The 15,688-nt window shown below is 45.1% G+C and carries 20 protein-coding genes; 9 read left to right on the top strand and 11 right to left on the bottom strand.

What is annotated here, in order from left to right; translation table 11 throughout:
- Window positions 1-644 (top strand): HlyD family type I secretion periplasmic adaptor subunit (locus tag Q0241_RS15785; protein WP_299379174.1); only part of this gene is annotated, 644 nt, incomplete at its 5' end.
- Between the two features lie 102 nt (window positions 645-746).
- A complete protein-coding gene (locus Q0241_RS15780; RefSeq protein ID WP_299379172.1) occupies window positions 747-1,565 on the top strand; it encodes a transporter substrate-binding domain-containing protein in 819 nt (272 codons plus the stop codon).
- Window positions 1,566-1,593: 28 nt separating this feature from the next.
- Here Q0241_RS15780 and Q0241_RS15775 read toward each other — a convergent pair whose 3' ends face one another.
- On the bottom strand, window positions 1,594-2,382 hold the full coding sequence (locus Q0241_RS15775; protein WP_299379170.1) for an FCD domain-containing protein: 789 nt from the start codon (window positions 2,380-2,382) through the stop codon (window positions 1,594-1,596).
- A 161-nt stretch (window positions 2,383-2,543) separates the two neighbouring features.
- Between Q0241_RS15775 and Q0241_RS15770 the strand changes: the two genes are divergently transcribed.
- Window positions 2,544-3,677 carry an alpha-hydroxy acid oxidase gene (locus Q0241_RS15770; protein ID WP_299379168.1) on the top strand — a complete coding sequence of 378 codons (1,134 nt, stop codon included), beginning with the start codon at window positions 2,544-2,546 and terminating at the stop codon, window positions 3,675-3,677.
- An 80-nt stretch (window positions 3,678-3,757) separates the two neighbouring features.
- Here the strand turns inward: Q0241_RS15770 and Q0241_RS15765 are convergent, their stop codons facing one another.
- From Q0241_RS15765 to Q0241_RS15755, 3 genes are read right to left on the bottom strand one after another with little or no spacing between them, the layout of a single operon-like run.
- Window positions 3,758-4,231 (bottom strand): GDYXXLXY domain-containing protein, encoded by a 474-nt coding sequence (locus Q0241_RS15765; protein ID WP_299379167.1) that lies wholly within the window; start codon window positions 4,229-4,231, stop codon window positions 3,758-3,760.
- Complete coding sequence (locus tag Q0241_RS15760) at window positions 4,222-5,406, bottom strand: DUF4401 domain-containing protein (protein WP_299379165.1); 1,185 nt, start codon at window positions 5,404-5,406, stop codon at window positions 4,222-4,224. Before Q0241_RS15760 ends, Q0241_RS15765 begins: the two co-directional genes overlap by 10 nt.
- Window positions 5,399-6,526 carry a DUF2157 domain-containing protein gene (locus tag Q0241_RS15755; protein ID WP_299379163.1) on the bottom strand — a complete coding sequence of 376 codons (1,128 nt, stop codon included), beginning with the start codon at window positions 6,524-6,526 and terminating at the stop codon, window positions 5,399-5,401. The genes Q0241_RS15760 and Q0241_RS15755 overlap by 8 nt, the downstream gene beginning before the upstream one ends.
- A gap of 186 nt (window positions 6,527-6,712) precedes the next feature.
- Between Q0241_RS15755 and Q0241_RS15750 the strand changes: the two genes are divergently transcribed.
- Window positions 6,713-7,276, top strand: coding sequence for a hypothetical protein (locus Q0241_RS15750; RefSeq protein ID WP_299379161.1), 564 nt, complete (start codon window positions 6,713-6,715; stop codon window positions 7,274-7,276).
- A gap of 111 nt (window positions 7,277-7,387) precedes the next feature.
- Window positions 7,388-7,879: an ATP-binding protein gene (locus Q0241_RS15745; RefSeq protein WP_299379160.1), complete on the top strand. Its 492-nt coding sequence runs from the start codon at window positions 7,388-7,390 to the stop codon at window positions 7,877-7,879.
- Window positions 7,880-7,888: 9 nt separating this feature from the next.
- Here Q0241_RS15745 and Q0241_RS15740 read toward each other — a convergent pair whose 3' ends face one another.
- The 4 genes from Q0241_RS15740 to Q0241_RS15725 form a co-directional block, all read right to left on the bottom strand.
- Complete coding sequence (locus tag Q0241_RS15740; protein WP_299379158.1) at window positions 7,889-8,770, bottom strand: RDD family protein; 882 nt, start codon at window positions 8,768-8,770, stop codon at window positions 7,889-7,891.
- Between the two features lie 83 nt (window positions 8,771-8,853).
- Window positions 8,854-9,162 (bottom strand): hypothetical protein, encoded by a 309-nt coding sequence (locus Q0241_RS15735; protein WP_299379156.1) that lies wholly within the window; start codon window positions 9,160-9,162, stop codon window positions 8,854-8,856.
- Window positions 9,159-9,794 carry a thiopurine S-methyltransferase gene (gene tmpT, locus Q0241_RS15730; protein ID WP_299379155.1) on the bottom strand — a complete coding sequence of 212 codons (636 nt, stop codon included), beginning with the start codon at window positions 9,792-9,794 and terminating at the stop codon, window positions 9,159-9,161. Before tmpT ends, Q0241_RS15735 begins: the two co-directional genes overlap by 4 nt.
- Before the next feature lie 291 nt (window positions 9,795-10,085).
- Window positions 10,086-10,724 (bottom strand): hypothetical protein, encoded by a 639-nt coding sequence (locus Q0241_RS15725; protein WP_299379153.1) that lies wholly within the window; start codon window positions 10,722-10,724, stop codon window positions 10,086-10,088.
- A 182-nt stretch (window positions 10,725-10,906) separates the two neighbouring features.
- Here Q0241_RS15725 and Q0241_RS15720 point away from each other — a divergent pair, with 182 nt between their 5' ends.
- The 3 genes from Q0241_RS15720 to Q0241_RS15710 all read left to right on the top strand — a co-directional run bounded on the left by Q0241_RS15720 (window position 10,907) and on the right by Q0241_RS15710 (window position 12,988).
- Window positions 10,907-11,584, top strand: coding sequence for a YafY family protein (locus Q0241_RS15720; RefSeq protein WP_299379151.1), 678 nt, complete (start codon window positions 10,907-10,909; stop codon window positions 11,582-11,584).
- Between the two features lie 124 nt (window positions 11,585-11,708).
- Window positions 11,709-12,128, top strand: coding sequence for a VOC family protein (locus tag Q0241_RS15715; protein ID WP_299379149.1), 420 nt, complete (start codon window positions 11,709-11,711; stop codon window positions 12,126-12,128).
- 227 nt (window positions 12,129-12,355) lie between these two features.
- Window positions 12,356-12,988 carry a LysE family translocator gene (locus Q0241_RS15710; protein WP_299379147.1) on the top strand — a complete coding sequence of 211 codons (633 nt, stop codon included), beginning with the start codon at window positions 12,356-12,358 and terminating at the stop codon, window positions 12,986-12,988.
- 113 nt (window positions 12,989-13,101) lie between these two features.
- Here the strand turns inward: Q0241_RS15710 and Q0241_RS15705 are convergent, their stop codons facing one another.
- Window positions 13,102-13,530, bottom strand: coding sequence for a hypothetical protein (locus Q0241_RS15705; RefSeq protein WP_299379146.1), 429 nt, complete (start codon window positions 13,528-13,530; stop codon window positions 13,102-13,104).
- A 250-nt stretch (window positions 13,531-13,780) separates the two neighbouring features.
- Window positions 13,781-14,317: a carboxymuconolactone decarboxylase family protein gene (locus Q0241_RS15700; RefSeq protein ID WP_299379144.1), complete on the bottom strand. Its 537-nt coding sequence runs from the start codon at window positions 14,315-14,317 to the stop codon at window positions 13,781-13,783.
- A 257-nt stretch (window positions 14,318-14,574) separates the two neighbouring features.
- Here Q0241_RS15700 and Q0241_RS15695 point away from each other — a divergent pair, with 257 nt between their 5' ends.
- On the top strand, window positions 14,575-15,063 hold the full coding sequence (locus Q0241_RS15695) for a hypothetical protein (RefSeq protein ID WP_299379142.1): 489 nt from the start codon (window positions 14,575-14,577) through the stop codon (window positions 15,061-15,063).
- Here the strand turns inward: Q0241_RS15695 and Q0241_RS15690 are convergent.
- On the bottom strand, window positions 15,058-15,688 hold a 631-nt coding region (locus Q0241_RS15690), incomplete at its 5' end, for a substrate-binding domain-containing protein (protein ID WP_299379140.1). The two genes, Q0241_RS15695 and Q0241_RS15690, sit on opposite strands and share 6 nt — an antisense overlap.

Genomic DNA, 15,688 nt, shown 5'->3' with positions numbered 1-15,688 from the left:
GTCTGCCACGGTTACGGGATGCGGTTCTTGAATCAAAGCAACGCCGCGATGAAATGATCCTGACAACCAAGGCAGAATTGTCTGATGAACTGAACCGGGCACGATCAGAGCTAAAATCTGTGACAGAGAGTATGGAAGCCGGGGCGGATACCGTCAGACGTACGGATGTGAAATCACCTGTTCATGGGATTGTTAAAGAATTGAAGCGCAATACCGTTGGCGGTGTTATCCGCGGCGGCGAAGATATTGTCGAAATTGTTCCTTTGGACGATACATTGATTGTCGAGGCTAAAATCCGTCCTTCGGACCGTGCGTTTTTGCAAAAGGGTCAGAATGCGACGATTAAGGTTTCTGCGTATGATTTTTCTGTTTATGGCGGCATGAAAGCCAAGCTGGAACGCATATCGGCAAGTACTATCAAAGATGAAGAAGGGGAAAGTTTCTACCGGATTTATCTGCGGACTGATGACAATAAAATCATCAGTAAGGGTAAAGAGCTTGAAATTATTCCGGGGATGACCGCGAATGTAGAAATACTGACGGGTAAGAAATCTATTCTGGATTATCTGTTGAAACCAATCTTCAAAGCCAGAAAGCCCGCGGAAGAAACAGCGCAACCGAAAGAGGTTGAAGAGGCAACATAAGGTTCGTTTGTAAGCTCGCCTCTTATTTATATCCAACTGTAGTAAAATATTAACACGGGGAACCTAATGTGATCTCGGTAAAAAAATGCGTGTGTTAATGTCATGGTATTATTCAATAAAATTAAGTCATTTTTGACTTTTGCTCTTGTTCTTTTTCTAGGGCTCATCCCGCACTATACAAAAGCGGAAAGTAAACAAATCACAGCTTGTTACGATGGTTGGGAACCGTTTTATTATGCAAATTCCGAGTATGAAGCAGGTGGTGTTGTTGTCACGCTTTTAAACGAGATTGCGCGTGAAACGGGATATGAAATTCAATTCCGTCTTTTGCCCTTTAAAAGGTGTATGAAGCAAGTTTCTCAGGGCAAGATTGACATTCTTATGGTTACTGGTTTTACGACTGATGTTCTTATGGGGCGTACATCATTGGTAACGTGGCAAGTCGGTGCTGTCGTTAAAAAAGACTATCCCAAAAACCACATTACTGGCTTGTCAGAGTTCAAGGGAAAGAAAGTCTTGCAGTCGCTAGATTATGAGTACCCTGAAAAAATAAAGAACTTTGATCCTTATTGGAAAGTTTCAAAAGTCGGATACATTAATGGCGATAATCCTGATGTTGTACCACATGCCTTTACCATGGTCGAAAAGGGGCAAGTTGATACTTTTCTTGAAGATATTATCTTCTCGGAAAAAATTATTAAGGACAATAGTCTCAATCTTAAAGTTTTAAAGCCAGCTGTTGCATTTGAGAAAAATTATCTGGCTTATGCATTAGGGCGCGAAAATTTATATCGGAAGTTCGAAAATGCTTTGCGAGCACGTGCAGAAGACGGTCGGCTGGATCAGTTCTATAGCGATTTACTTGGACAGAGTTGGTCAGACCTGGGAAATGAGGTTGATCGACAAACGGAGTTATTTTAGGTCGATTAGATCACAGCCGTCTGATATTTTATTCTCGATTATTTTTCTTTTGTTTTGCCATAAAGCGTTCCAGACGTCGTTTTGAAACTTCGATACGGTGGTCTTCGCGTTCCAGATCGCGGATGGCTTGCTGGACGTAAGCAAGGTGATCTTGCGATGCCTTTTGCGCTTCGTCGGGGTTGCCAGTCATAACAGCGTCATAGATGGCGTGATGTTGGGCGAGTAGGTGTTCACGTGATCCCTGATGGGTATAGAGCTGCTTTCGACTTAGGAATACGCCCTTTTTCAGGACTTCGATCAGGGAACGGATAACGTGCAGGAGCACGACGTTGTGCGCTGCTTCGGCGATGTTCAGGTGAAAATCAGCGTCGATACTGGCTTCCAGTTCCAAATCCCCTTTTTCATGGGCTGCATCCATGGCCGTTATACAGGCGGTGAGTATCTCTCGGTCGGCATCGGTGGCGCGCACTGCGGCATAATAGGCGGCATTACCTTCGGAAATAGCCCGGAATTCCATAAAATCATTTACGGTGTCAGGGTGGTTCTGAAATATCGCAGTCAAAGGGTTGGTGAGGGATGGCCCTAGAAAATTTTTAACCAGGGTGCCACCACCCTGATGGGTTTCCAGCAATCCCTGAGCTTCGAGCTTTTGCAGGGCATCGCGGAGAGAGGGGCGGGAAACATCCAATTGTTTTGCCAGATCACGTTCAGCCGGCAGGTACTCACCCGGCGGCAGTACGCCTTCGAGAATATAGTTCTCTAGTTGTTTTGCCACAGTATCCGATAGTTTTTCAGATCGTATTTTGTTAAGTGCCATCTTGCCCAAATGTTTATTGTTATGTTTTGGTAATAATAATTTACCACTTTACATAATTGGTAAAATTATTTATCCAATATGTCAATGTTTCATCTGGTCCCAAGAAGATGGCCCCAAAAATGGCCATCAGCAAAGGGGAAAAGGGATAAGGAAAGCGTGTCATGGCTCAGGTTCTGGAAATTGCCGATCTAAAAAAACTGGCGCAACGTCGTGTGCCAAAGATGTTTTTTGACTATGCAGATTCAGGGTCCTGGACCGAAGGAACCTATCACGCTAATGAAAGCGATTTTCAAAAAATAAAGTTCCGTCAACGGGTTGCCGTGGATATGACCAATCGCACCCTCGCCAGTCAGATGGTCGGGCAGGATGTGTCTATGCCTGTTGCGATTGCCCCGACGGGGCTGACAGGCATGCAGCGCGCAGATGGCGAAATTCTGGCGGCGCAGGCTTGTGAAGAAGCGGGAGTGCCCTTTACCCTTTCGACCATGTCAGTCTGTTCGATAGAGGCCGTTGCCGAGAAAACAACCAAGCCTTTCTGGTTTCAGCTTTATGTCATGCGCGACAAGGATTTCGCCGGGCGTTTGATTGACCGCGCAAAGGCTGCGGGCTGTTCGGCGTTGGTCCTGACCCTCGATTTGCAAATTCTGGGACAGCGTCACAAAGATTTACGCAACGGCCTGTCCACGCCGCCCAAGTTTACGCCGCACCATATCTGGCAGATGGCAACACGGCCGGGTTGGTGTTTTGGCATGCTGGGCACAAAGAACCGTACCTTTGGTAATATCGTTGGTCATGCGCAGGGCGTTGAAGATCTTAGTTCGCTGTCTTCATGGACGGCAGAACAGTTTGATCCCAAGCTTTCTTGGGATGACGTGGCGTGGATTAAGGAACGCTGGGGCGGGAAGTTGATCCTCAAAGGTATTCTTGATCCGGAAGATGCCAAGATGTCCCTGAAAACCGGGGCTGATGCTATCATTGTCTCCAATCATGGTGGACGTCAGCTCGACGGAGCGATTTCTTCTATCGAAGCTTTGCCAGAAATTGTAGAGGCTGTTGGCGATAAAGTCGAAGTGCACATGGATGGCGGTATTAGGTCCGGACAGGATGTGTTGAAAGCCGTGGCCCTTGGTGCAAAGGGAACCTACATCGGCCGACCTTTCCTTTATGGTCTGGGCGCGATGGGCAAAGAAGGCGTGACCAAGTCGATAGAAATTATCCGCAATGAAATGGATATCACTATGGCCCTGTGCGGCAAGCGCGATATCAAGGACGTGGATCGGTCAATCTTGCGGTAATGCTTGTGTGTTGAAAACGAGCTCACAACACAAGCATTACAACTGGTTTATAAATCGGCTTTATCGTGACTAAGGCAGCCTTATGAAGCAGGCTCATCAACCAGATCTGTCAGGATGTGGTTGCCGCTGTCGTCAAATTTGAAAACACCGTATTTCGCATTTTGATAACGGTCTGCGTGGCCTTCTTGAAAAAAGAAAGAGTCCGGGACGATCTTTAAACCGTTATAGGATCGATGGTAATAAAGCCGCTTTTCACCCTCAGCTAGCGGGCTGTCATCATCAAACCTGACAAAGCTGGCTATGTGTTGTTCATTGACGCTGACGATCATGTAACCGCTTTCGACATCCGGTGATGCATTGGCTTCGTCGGCAACACTTTCTATTTCATATCGCAAACGCATATAATCCCCTTGGATCAGCGAGCGCGGGTCAACCGGGGCTAATTCAAGGAAGACGATCTCGCCCTTGTCGATAATTTCTTCCTTTTGATAAATGCTATAGTTCAGGACCAGAAGGATAACAACGGTCAGGCCTATCATGATTTTCAGGCGCATGATGTGTCTCCTTGGTCTGTAGCCTTGTTGTTCAAGGTTACGTCTTCATTTGAGATTTGTGGCGCTGTCCGATCCCAGCCCCTTAATTTAAGATAGAATTTTCCGGCAATCATAACGCCACCGCTGGCAACCAGAATGATTGATTTTTGAAGCAGAGTAATGTCGAGATTATAGTAATAGAGCCAGAGGAAAACAGGCAGAAGCAAGAAGCCAAACAAGGTAAAGAGCCTGTCATGGCGCGCATAGCCAAAAATCATTAGGCCAAGGGACAACAGGATACCGGGTGCTGATAACAAGGCGAGTAGTATTGTCCCGATCATGGCGACAATAATTGGTTCTCGTTTTATGTGTTCTTTCCCGCCAGCGGCCCAGATAATCAAGAAGATAAGGGCTGCTGCAATGAGGATGTTGCTGATCGCAGGAGAGATAACAAGCGGATTGTCCAGATAGTTAAATTCTGTGTGTGAAGACAGAAAGAGAACCGAGCCGGTAAGGCTAACAATTAATGCTTGTGACAAGGGTTGAAAAAAAGCGAGTACCCTGGGGTGGAAAAGAAGACAGCCCGCCGCGATAAGCTGAACCAGTATAAACAGGTTAAAGGCGATGTCGGTTGGCAGGCCGAGTTCATCTTCCCAAAGAATGTTGAGCAGGATAACAATCAACACCCCCGTACAGGACATGAAGCGTTCAACATGCAGCCGATAAAAAGGATATGTCAGTGCCGTGATGAGCAAAGAGGACAGGGCAATCGCAAGCAGGTTTTCGCCAAAATCTTCCAAGGTTGCAAAGACAAAAAGGAGCTTACCCGTACCCATCAGGGCAAAGGAAACCTGTAGAAAGAAGTTTTTCCCCGTGGAGTTATCATCGGATGTGACAGTGTAAAGCCCGATTGCCGCAACAATAAAGATAACGCTGGTTGTTAAGGCGCCCACAGCATTGTTAAAGCTGATGACTTCGATCAGGATCAAAAAACCAACAAAACAGATAGAGGCAATAAAGGCCCCGATGCCCGATAGAATTTTGAGGTAGATTGGAATGTCCGGCGTTTGTTGCTGTGCTTGAATGAAGCTGTTAATACCGTTTGGATCAGTAATCAGGTTCTGGTTTGACAGATGATTAACAAGATCTGCTGCAGACATTTTCTTTGGGTGTTGTTCCGTCTTTACGTTAATCATTTGAGGGCCCCGTGTCTTCTGTGGTTACACTTGTTGCTGTACTCTTTGCGGGGAGCGTTGTGACGGATACTTTATTTTCGTGCTGCAGCGTACGGGTAAGGTACCGCAGATACATGGTAAATCCCGTGATAATGCCGATGGTAACAATGCCCATCAGTAAAAGGCCAAGCTCTTCTTCGTCCATGAGTATTTCAAATAGCACCCGGATTGTGAGGATTTCGACAATGATCAGGGCCGAAATGGTGATTGCCGCCAGTGACCAGATATCCTTTACGATTTTGCGGTAATAGACATAAACACAAATATGTCCAATTGCCCCGACAAAAGAGCCAATGAAAACGCCTTCATAAGCCAGATCAGGAGAAACAATTAATAGAAGGATGGGAATATTTAACAGGGTGAGGATCGGGATCAGAATGATCCAGCGGGTCCATTTTGCGCTCAACCAGTCATAGGAAGAGGCTGATCTTTGCGATAAGAGTTCACGTGTACAGAGAACAAGGCCGTTGAAACAGGCAAGAAGCGGTAATATCAATGGCGACCAGTCTGGTCCAATCCATGATCTTGCAGTCGGGACCTGTTCCCACCAAAGACCCAAAAAGACATTAAAAACAACAAGCCATAACACCCAATGAGCCGCAAATCTGGAGAGGATCGTCCAGCCCAGTATCAACAATGACCAGACCATGAAAAGCTGATAGGCGTCGGCCCCGGTTTGATAAATTTGTCCAAAAACAGCCAGAAAAACCCCGACAAAAACACTTGCAGATATAAGCGCAAGCTGCCCGGAAAGACGGTTCAATCCGCAAACACAGGCGGCGATAATGCTGGCGATAATCGCAAACTGGATGCCCCCCAGCTTATGGGCGGGTAACAATTTAGCCCAGTTAAAGGCAAAGAAATATATGACGCCGGAAAGGACCAAACAAACCCCAAGCCCCAACAGTAACCTAGATGCCCAAATGCCCCATTGGGTATGAGGGATCAGGTGTTGCAAAGCTGCGTTACGGGCCTGCCGATTGATTTTGCCACAGCTATAGAGCTGATCAATCAAGGCGCGCGTAGCCGGAATTTGATCCAGCGACCGCTGGGGATCTTCAATTTGATCTGTGGTGCTCATATGCTTCTCAAGCTTTGATAATCTATCAAGGGCTGTACCCAGTATTTCGTTGGTATATGTTGTTATTAAGTCGCTTTAACTTGATGACACTAGTTTATATAGATAACTCTTTTATCATCGGTGGTTGCAGAAGGAAGGTCAATTTTCTTTTTGTATCAATGTTGTCTGTTGTTTCTGAGAGGGAAAATGAAACGTAATAGGTCTTTGTTTGTTTTGTATATGCTATTTATCGGCGGGTTCTTGTCCGCTTGCTCTCAACCTAAGAGTTTTTTGTCGGATATTTGGTATTCTTCGCTAACAAGCACTCCAATACCGACCTATTCTAAAGACAACAGCTCTTCACAGTTTGCAACTTTCAGAGACAATCAATTATTAAAGGCAGAACAAAAGCTTGAAACAAAAATTACATTGCTTATTGAGCAGTATGATTTTCAAAGTGTAATTCTCAATTTAAAAGAAAACTCTTTTGTTTGTGAAGAGTATGAAACAGAAATAGCTGATACAGAATACACAGGTTTTGCGGTTTGTGTCGCATTATACTCTTCGGGATATGATCCTAAAAGTGATTGGAGAAGGCGAACTCCGCCAGCTATGATTTATGGAATTGGACCTCTAATTGTATCTAATGACGTTGAGTGGTCAGTTATATTGTTTAAGCGTGAAAATGGAACTGATCAGTACGTTTCTGTGAAAGATCTTGCTGTTGATGAATTTCATGAAGCATTAGATGCTAAAAAGAAAAAGCGATAATGTACTTCGATGCGAAGTGGTGTTGAGAATATGTATAAATAATTTCGATCAGTATTTTTAACGTGTAATTTTTATCGTAGATTAATTTATGTAAATGTTAGGAATTAAATTTTGGCGTGTGTTTATTTGATTGTCGGAAACACGGGGGCAGGGAAAAGCACCTATGCGGCGAAGTTGGCCGAGCGGGAAAATGCGATTGTCTTTTCCGTTGATGAATGGATGAAGACCCTGTTCTTTATGGATATGCCCGATCCGCCGCTATATTCATGGGCGCTGGAACGAACGCAGCGGTGTGAACGTCAACAGCTTGCAGAAACGCTTAAAGTCGTAAGCAAGAGCATTCCTGTTATTCTCGACTTAGGGTTTTTCGCCAAAAGTCAGCGCGAAAGGGTTGCTGACTTTCTGAAAGATCATGGCTGTGATTATCAGGTGCACTATCTGGATGTGGATAAAGAAACCCGCTGGGATCGTGTGAGCCATCGCAACGAAGCGCAGACGGAAACCTTTCAATTCGAAGTCTCTCGCGAGATTTTTGATTTTTGCGAAACGATCTTTGAGCCAATGGATGACGAAGAGCGCAAGTTGGCCGTTATTGTAGGGTGAGCTTTGAGATCAAAACCAAGCGATATAGGGTGAATAAGGACTTCTGGAAAAATAAAGATAGAGGCCGATTACGACAAGACCTACCCAGTTTTGAAGGCCGTTATTTTCCCGATGAGCAATCGTGGTGTTAAGGCTTTTATCCCATGATGTTGTTTTATCCATCGTCAGATCAAAATAGCCGTACATCTGGGTGATGAGGGACAAGACGGGCAGGCCAAGCGCAAAACCTTTTACGTACACCAAGGTCTCACGTTTGGCTGTCTGCTTCATGGAAAGTCGTAAGCCGTCTTTGGAAAGGACTTTTATCCCAAGAAGGTACTTGCCAATTGTTGTACCGAATATTCCGGTTAAAACCGTGTTTATGATGGCAACAGAGCTAAAAAAGAGCACAGGTATCACAATCAGGATTGCGACTAAATCAATAATGGAGAGCTGTTGCATATATTGGTTAAGGTCGTTCGGGGTAAAGCGAGCCATTGTGGGGGAAAAAATCAGATTGGCATAGATTGATATATCAACCCAGCGGGCAAAATATCTCCGCCAGGGATGTGGGGAGAGATCATTCCAGATGCCTTTTCGGTGGTTGTTATCTTGCCCCCCTGAAGCTGTTTCGGAAGCTGTTGATTGTTTGGGGGCATCTTTGCTTGAGGCTTCGTCATTTAACTCTGAATCATCCAGGTTTGCCCCGTTTAATTCATCCCAAGTGAAATCACTTCTACGGATCTTGAGTTCTTTATAGGCAAGCCATGTGTCGCTGTCCTGTGTTTCTGGGGCATGCGGACGTACAAAGCTGTAGCCCGCAATAACATTGGCTTTGAAAAGCTTATAGAGTTCCAATTTCGTTACAGGGCCAAATTCCTGATTATCTGCCCAGTAGTACCATGTTTCCATAAACAAGCCTGGTGTTGAACGTTAGTGTAATCGTTACATGTGATGGGGTGATTTATGACGGATATTTGCCATTTTGACCAGCGTTAGAGATTTGCGACATCCTTTGAAGCATCGACGTTAAATATTTTGACGCTTATAACTTTCTTGATGGCATCAATGTTTAGTATGCCCTGATTAAGGACTTGGTAAGCCGGGTCAGATTCCATGGCTAGATAGTCGGCTTCATTGTGCCAGAAGGTAATGGTTTGCCATTCATCTTCGTGGGTGAGGAAGAGAACGCCGCAATTTCCTTTGACGCTGCTCAGGAAGGGGAGTGAGTTACTGTCAGCATAGGCTTTCAGAGCATCAGATTTTGCAAGATCGAAACACGCAGTCCAGATACGGGCAATCATGGTTTTAGTGTCCATACACTTTGTGTTGACGGAAATTGACCACGTAACCCGTTTGGAACAGGGATCTCGTCAAGGAAATTAATTGAATAATGAGCACTATAATAGCTTTGCACCATTTCCTCATCAACGGAAAAGGGAGGGCCGTTGGTAAGGCTTTGGTCATAGCTATAGGTTAACAATAAAGTGGGTGCTTTACGGGTGATTTTCACAAGATGGCTTGCGTATTCCTGTCGCATTTCTTCTGGCAGGGCAACGAGTGCTGCTCTGTCGTATATTGCATCAACAGGTCCCAGAATTGATGGTGTAAGATCAAAAAAGTTACCAACAAAGATATCAATGTTTTTTGCCTGATAGTGTTTCAACGTTCCTGATTGTTTGATTTCAGGCTCTTGAGCAAGATTATCAAAAAGCTGTGCGATCGCCAGTTCACTTAATTCAACGCCGACGACCTGATGACCTTGAGAGAGTAACCATTGAATATCGAGGGTTTTGCCACACAAAGGAACAAAAACACGGCTTTGGTCCTTTAAATCCAGTTTATGAAAATGTTTGATCAGAATAGGATTGGACTTGCTTTCGTGAAATCCTATTTGATTGTTTTGCCATCTGGCATGCCAAAAGTCTTCTTCCATCGTCGGGACCAGTTCTTTGTTGAATGTGGATAATCTCTACTTCATCAAGCCAGCTTGAGGTTAAGTAGAGATATGGGGCATCTAATAGAGCGACGATTTTAAATGGAAATCAATAGTAGAGTTAATATCTTGAGGGTAAATACCATGCTCTGGGCTTTGTTGGGTAAAACCCAGAGCATGGTGTTATGAGTATGATACCCCAAGATATGATACCCAAGATATGATACCCGAGATATGATACTGGGAACATGGTATTGGGCGGTTATATCCCGTGGGGTATTATTTCTGAGATCAGGCCAGTTTGAACCAGAAGTCCAGATCGACGCTTTTTGGATCAAAAATATCCAAAAGTTCCAGACAGGTATCATCCTGAACATAGCCGTTACAAATGCGTCGTGCCATGCCGAGGTTCTCAACAAAGGCTATTTCGGAATAGGTGGTTTCATCAACCTTACTCATGAAATGAGCCCGTGGTTCGTCAAACTTGCTCAGGTATTTTTGTTCAATCCGGTCAGATATTTCCAGCATGGATTTCTCATCAAACTGCTCAGGTGATTTGGGGCTGAAGGTGCCAAATTCAATACAGGAAAAATCTGTCGGCACACCCACATTTTCCTTGAGGATCATATTGGGGGTGAGACGAATGCTGTCTGGCTTGAGTAACGCCATGAACTCTTGAGAACTTTTGGCTTGGGGGTGGGCTTCGCACATTGCCATAAAGGACTGTTGATCACTTGCCATAATGGCATCGGCAAAATGCCCTTTGTCATTCCCCAGAAAACAATGCATGGCGATGCCTTTCTGGGTGGACAGAAAATCCTGTCGCCAGTTCAGGGCCGCTTCGATGATTTCGGCGGTTTCGACACCGTCACGTTTTTCGTAGCGGGCAAAGCCCATCGCTTTGAGGGGGCCAAGATCTTTTTTGAACATGCCGTTTCTTCCATTTCTATCGCTATAAATTTTATATCAGTGGCTGAATTGCCTGTGTTTCTTGCAGCCATATGCGAACAGAAGTTTGAACACAGAAGTTGGCATATGGGCTTACAATCCGACTTATACTGGATACCCCTGACAATTTATGTCAGGGTGGTTTGGCTCCGTTGGAAAAAATGATGCGTGTTCAAAGACTCTTCTCCATTCTCGATCGCTTGCGGGCAAGGCGACAGCCTGTCTCGGCTGAAAGTCTTGCCGAAGAACTCGGGGTCTCACTGCGGACGATCTATCGTGATATGGTGACCTTACAGTCCATGGGCGCACCAGTGCGCGGTGAAGGAGGCATCGGATATCAGATAGAAAAGGGATATTTTCTGCCGCCCCTGCATTTTGATGCGGATGAGCTGGAGGCCATTATTATCGGAATGCGGCTGGTTGCAGCACGTGGAGATAAGCCGTTGGCGGATGCGGCAACACGGGCATCCGCGAAAATATCGGCAGTGCTGCCCGAAGATATGGAAGACAGCTATTACGATGCGCCATTGCTGGCCTATTCCGTGCAGCCAAAGTCCGAAGAAGAAACCATTGATTTTCTTAGCCCCGTAAGGACAGCCGTTCGCGACAGAGCTTTGTTGGATATCAAGTATCTGGATTTGAAAGATCAATCGAGTGAACGGGTTATTCGCCCGCTTGGTCTAACAGCCTTTGATAAGGTATGGTTATTAACCGCGTGGTGTGAAAAAAGCGATGATTTCAGATCCTTCCGTATCGACCGTTTGCAAAGTGTAGGGCGAACAGGGGAGAACTTCCGCAGAGAAGCGGGTAAGGAATTCCGTGATTATCTCAAACGGTTATGATTTATTTAATGGGCATTTCATGGCTCTCGGCTTAGTGATTATCTCTCTGTTTCCAAAAGGGATATTTGTGGATAGCATGCTAAACAATTCAAATGTTGTATGACGATAAGCGAAAGAAAATGGGATGAAATATTTACACACCATGGTCCGGGTCACTGACCTTGATGCTTCTATGGATTTTTATTGCAACAAACTGGGCCTAGTCGAAACCCGGCGTTTTGATAATCCCGAAGGGCGTTTTACCATTGTCATGCTAGCGGCACCGGGGCAACCAGAAGCAGAGCTGGAGCTGACTTACAATTACGACCCAGAAGAGCTGTCAGGTGCCCGGAATTTTGGTCATCTAGCCTATGCCGTCGATAATATCTATGATTTTTGCCAGAAACTCATGGATCAAGGGGTGACAATCAACCGTCCGCCACGGGATGGACGTATGGCCTTTATCAAATCACCTGACGGAATTTCTATTGAGCTTTTGCATGCCGATGGATCTCTACCTGTTCAAGAGCCTTGGGCATCTATGGAAAATATTGGTAGTTGGTAAGTTTTGGCTAATCAGACAAAGGGCAGTGACCTTATTCTTGATACCTGAACTTTTTACCTAAAAGCTCCGGTAGGGGCTTTTTCTTTCGGCGCAGATATTTGTCTCTCGAGATTCCATGTTGATCGCGATGATATGAAGCGTGGTGTTTTTGTTTATGAGGTACTTGACTTCCTTTCTTTTTGGGTTCTTTGCTTAGATATGAAAATCTGACAAGAAAGTGTGAAGGCATGTTTGATATCGCGATAAACCTAAACCTGTGGTTGGCTTTTGTTTTGGCTACAGCAGTATTGGCAATTATTCCGGGACCTATTGTGACGCTGGTTATTGCGAACAGTCTTAATCAAGGAACACGTGCGGGTGTCGCCAATGTCATGGGCACCGTTTTAGGGAATGTGGTGCTTTTCCTTATCGGCGGTTTGGGGATGGCGTGGGTGCTAAGTGCGTTGTCGAACTGGTTTGATGTTCTGCGGCTTGCGGGGGCGCTTTATCTCATATATCTCGGTATTAAGTCGTGGCGCAGCAAAGGGCAGGGACTGGAAGATCAGGTTGCAACAAAGCGGGGAAAATCGTTATTTTTACAAGGGGTTGTTGTCGCGATCACGAACCCGAAGACAATTATTTTTTATGCTGCCTTTTTCCCTCAGTTTATGGATCCGGCCTTACCGGCACCCGGACAACTTTTTGTTTTGAGCATTACCTTTCTTGTCGTTGCAGCCTTTTTGGATACGACCTACGCTTTTCTGGCGGGCAGTTTACGGCCCTATCTTTTGGGCGCGCGTCGCGCCGCCATTAGAAATAAAATAACAGGTGCCTTGCTTGTTATTACCGGGGTTGCGTTAGCGATGACTAAACGAACATGAGCGTAGGTTTACTAGATTGTTTCTAAACATCATAGGGATGTAAAAGCCTATTACACCAAATATAAATTACAAACTGGCATAATACATTTGTGAATTGATACATCAGGACAAAACTATTGATTGACCACATAGACTCGCTTAGCACCTATGCTGGCTATGATGCTAAGAAATACGCCTAATATAAGTATAATTACACCAAAATATGCCAAAACACTGAATACTGAAATTTGCACAATACTGCCACCAAAACCATAAAGAAAATTTGTTGCTCTAAAGTTTTGGATAATTAAAAAGAGGCCTATGCATATCCCTATAATCATAAGAATAATACCATTTAAAATATCGCCATTTTCTGCAATTGAATTTAAGCGCCATTCATTACCAATCAATAATAAACCAACAGCAATTCCAACTATTATAAATGAAAGCTTTGTGAAAAATTGGTATCCGAATTTCTCAGCACAGTGATTATTAAAAGTTAGAAAAGCCCATAAAACTCCAATGAAAACTGCTAACCCACCAAGTATTTGCAATACAAGCATATTTATCTCTCCGCTAGAATAAATACGAAACTTCTTTTCATTGAAAAATATATAAATAATTAAATTAAAAGTTGCAAATTCAAATTTGTAGGGTCAGTAGGTTGGGTACGTATTCGGCCTTGCCAAATACACATTTGATAAACCTGTGTTATTTGCAATGTTACTTTGCGGAGATAGCATGTCCGTATATTATATGACGAAAAACCAAAAGGCCCGAGCAAAGATCTGCTCGGGCCTTTTGATTTTAGATTTACGCAAACTGTTTGAATGGCTCGTCTAATGGTGTCTCTGCCAAGTGGTTTGTGTAGTTGCTGATCACTTTTTGAGAAATACCAAGTACAATTTCCAGAAGCTGTTTGTTTTCATAGCCAACGGTTTTGAATGCCTGAACATCTGATGAAGCAAGACGACCACGGTTTTTTACAAGGGCCAGTGTTGTTCTGCGCAGGACCTGAAGCTTTTCCGTCGGCAAGTCTGTTTTGTTTCGCAGGGCATCAATAATGCCGGCATCGACCTTCATCATGTGGGCAATCGCTGTGTGCGCAGGCACGCAATAGTGACATTCGTGCTCAACATTGATGGTCTGCCAGACAACGGTTAGCTCTTCGGCATCAAAGCTTGTCTGCTGAAAAAGAGAATGTAGGGTTTGGTAAGCTTCCAAAGTGGCCGGAGCCTCAGCCATAACCGCAATTAAATTTGGCACCATGCCAAATGCTTCAATTGCATTATCAAGAAGTGGTTGGCTTTGTTCAGAGGCAGTTTCTTTGGTGTGCAGGGTAAAGCTCATCTTTTTTGTCCTTAGAAAATAGTAATATTTGTATTCGATTTTTAAATTAGTACCAATCGGTTTTAAACATATTTAGACCGATTGTTCTATTTTCAATGGGGGGCTTTTAAATAAATCAATGCCTCACACTTTTGTGAACACACACTGCCAAAACTGAATAGCGAACAGAGAAAAAGACGTGGATAAATAAGGATGTCGTATTTTTTTGAGAACTATCATTTTTAGGGCATACATGGTTTTATACTTTGGATAGAAATATGCCAATTGTGAAGAATGCTATGTGCAGTAATGTGCTGGATATTTGGGAAACAACCGCAGTCAGCAATGACCAGAGCCTTATTATTCCCGACGGCTGTTGTGACCTTATTTTTAAATTTCGAGAGGGGCAGGCACCTGTATGGTTTCTGTCTGATTTATCCGATACCAGTCAAATTGTGTCTGTCTTCAAGGGGGACTATTTTACGGGGTATCGATTACGACCGGGGACAAGGGTTCAAGCCGCGCAGCTTTTGAAATCTGTTAGGGGGCATTTGCCGGGTGGCAAGGTTCTTGATTTGATTGAATCCGATCTGCGGCATCCAACAACAATGACCTGCAAATTGGGAAAGGCGCTGGCAAAATCCATCACAACGGACCCGTCTGTCGTGCGTCTGATCCGGTCCGAACTGGCCAAGTCACCCGAACGCAACGGCCCACAAGAACGGCTTATCTTGTGGCGGTGTCTGAATGCGCCGACGCCGTCATGAAACATCAGTCGGCACATCCAGCCGATGCATCGGATTGCTTGTCGGTTCCTTGATCCGCTGGATGGCCGCGCGCGCCATGAATGCACCGGATGCAGCCACGTCTTCGGTGACAGTCATGATGGTTTTGCGGATGCGTTTCAGGATCGGCGTGACTTCTTTGGCGCAAATGTCGACGGTTTCCCCGATCACCAATCCCGCATCTTCGACGCCGGAAACAGCGGCAAGGCTGCTGTTTGACGACGGACAGATGACGCCGTCGATGGCCATCCCCGTTGCCAAATATTCCTGTAATGCTGTTTCGATTTTGTCGCTGGTGTCATCGCTTGTCGCGCCGGGTAGGATTGTCATCGAAACCCCCAATTCAGCGGCCATTTCACGTGCGCCACGGATCATGTTTTGCGCATAATTCTGGTCATGCGGCGGTGCGATCAACATGATCGCCTTGCGGCCCCGATCAACAAAGGCGCGCACCGCGATACGGGCAAAAGCCCCGTTGTCGAAATCACAATACGGGTGCTGATCTGACCATTGCGTTCGCCCGTGGGTGACAAAAGGAAACCCCTTTTCCATCAGATACGCCACGCGGGGGTCATCCGGCGTCACCTGATTAAAGATCACAGCATCC

It is taken from the genome of uncultured Kiloniella sp., assembly GCF_937128705.1.
In the GTDB taxonomy this organism is placed as follows: Bacteria; Pseudomonadota; Alphaproteobacteria; order Kiloniellales; family Kiloniellaceae; genus Kiloniella.
The sequence above is the reverse complement of the archived record's forward strand: the minus strand, read 5'-3'. Positions and strand labels throughout refer to the sequence as shown.

Bases quoted from the DNA above. Each gene is read 5' to 3' on its own strand.
- Q0241_RS15780 (WP_299379172.1), top strand. From the start codon at position 747: ATGGTATTATTCAATAAAATTAAGTCATTTTTGACTTTTGCTCTTGTT.
- Q0241_RS15775 (WP_299379170.1), bottom strand. From the start codon at position 2,382: ATGGCACTTAACAAAATACGATCTGAAAAACTATCGGATACTGTGGCA.
- Q0241_RS15770 (WP_299379168.1), top strand. From the start codon at position 2,544: ATGGCTCAGGTTCTGGAAATTGCCGATCTAAAAAAACTGGCGCAACGT.
- Q0241_RS15765 (WP_299379167.1), bottom strand. From the start codon at position 4,231: ATGCGCCTGAAAATCATGATAGGCCTGACCGTTGTTATCCTTCTGGTC.
- Q0241_RS15760 (WP_299379165.1), bottom strand. From the start codon at position 5,406: ATGATTAACGTAAAGACGGAACAACACCCAAAGAAAATGTCTGCAGCA.
- Q0241_RS15755 (WP_299379163.1), bottom strand. From the start codon at position 6,526: ATGAGCACCACAGATCAAATTGAAGATCCCCAGCGGTCGCTGGATCAA.
- Q0241_RS15750 (WP_299379161.1), top strand. From the start codon at position 6,713: ATGAAACGTAATAGGTCTTTGTTTGTTTTGTATATGCTATTTATCGGC.
- Q0241_RS15740 (WP_299379158.1), bottom strand. From the start codon at position 8,770: ATGGAAACATGGTACTACTGGGCAGATAATCAGGAATTTGGCCCTGTA.
- Q0241_RS15735 (WP_299379156.1), bottom strand. From the start codon at position 9,162: ATGATTGCCCGTATCTGGACTGCGTGTTTCGATCTTGCAAAATCTGAT.
- tmpT (WP_299379155.1), bottom strand. From the start codon at position 9,794: ATGGAAGAAGACTTTTGGCATGCCAGATGGCAAAACAATCAAATAGGA.
- Q0241_RS15725 (WP_299379153.1), bottom strand. From the start codon at position 10,724: ATGTTCAAAAAAGATCTTGGCCCCCTCAAAGCGATGGGCTTTGCCCGC.
- Q0241_RS15720 (WP_299379151.1), top strand. From the start codon at position 10,907: ATGCGTGTTCAAAGACTCTTCTCCATTCTCGATCGCTTGCGGGCAAGG.
- Q0241_RS15715 (WP_299379149.1), top strand. From the start codon at position 11,709: ATGAAATATTTACACACCATGGTCCGGGTCACTGACCTTGATGCTTCT.
- Q0241_RS15710 (WP_299379147.1), top strand. From the start codon at position 12,356: ATGTTTGATATCGCGATAAACCTAAACCTGTGGTTGGCTTTTGTTTTG.
- Q0241_RS15705 (WP_299379146.1), bottom strand. From the start codon at position 13,530: ATGCTTGTATTGCAAATACTTGGTGGGTTAGCAGTTTTCATTGGAGTT.
- Q0241_RS15700 (WP_299379144.1), bottom strand. From the start codon at position 14,317: ATGAGCTTTACCCTGCACACCAAAGAAACTGCCTCTGAACAAAGCCAA.
- Q0241_RS15695 (WP_299379142.1), top strand. From the start codon at position 14,575: ATGCCAATTGTGAAGAATGCTATGTGCAGTAATGTGCTGGATATTTGG.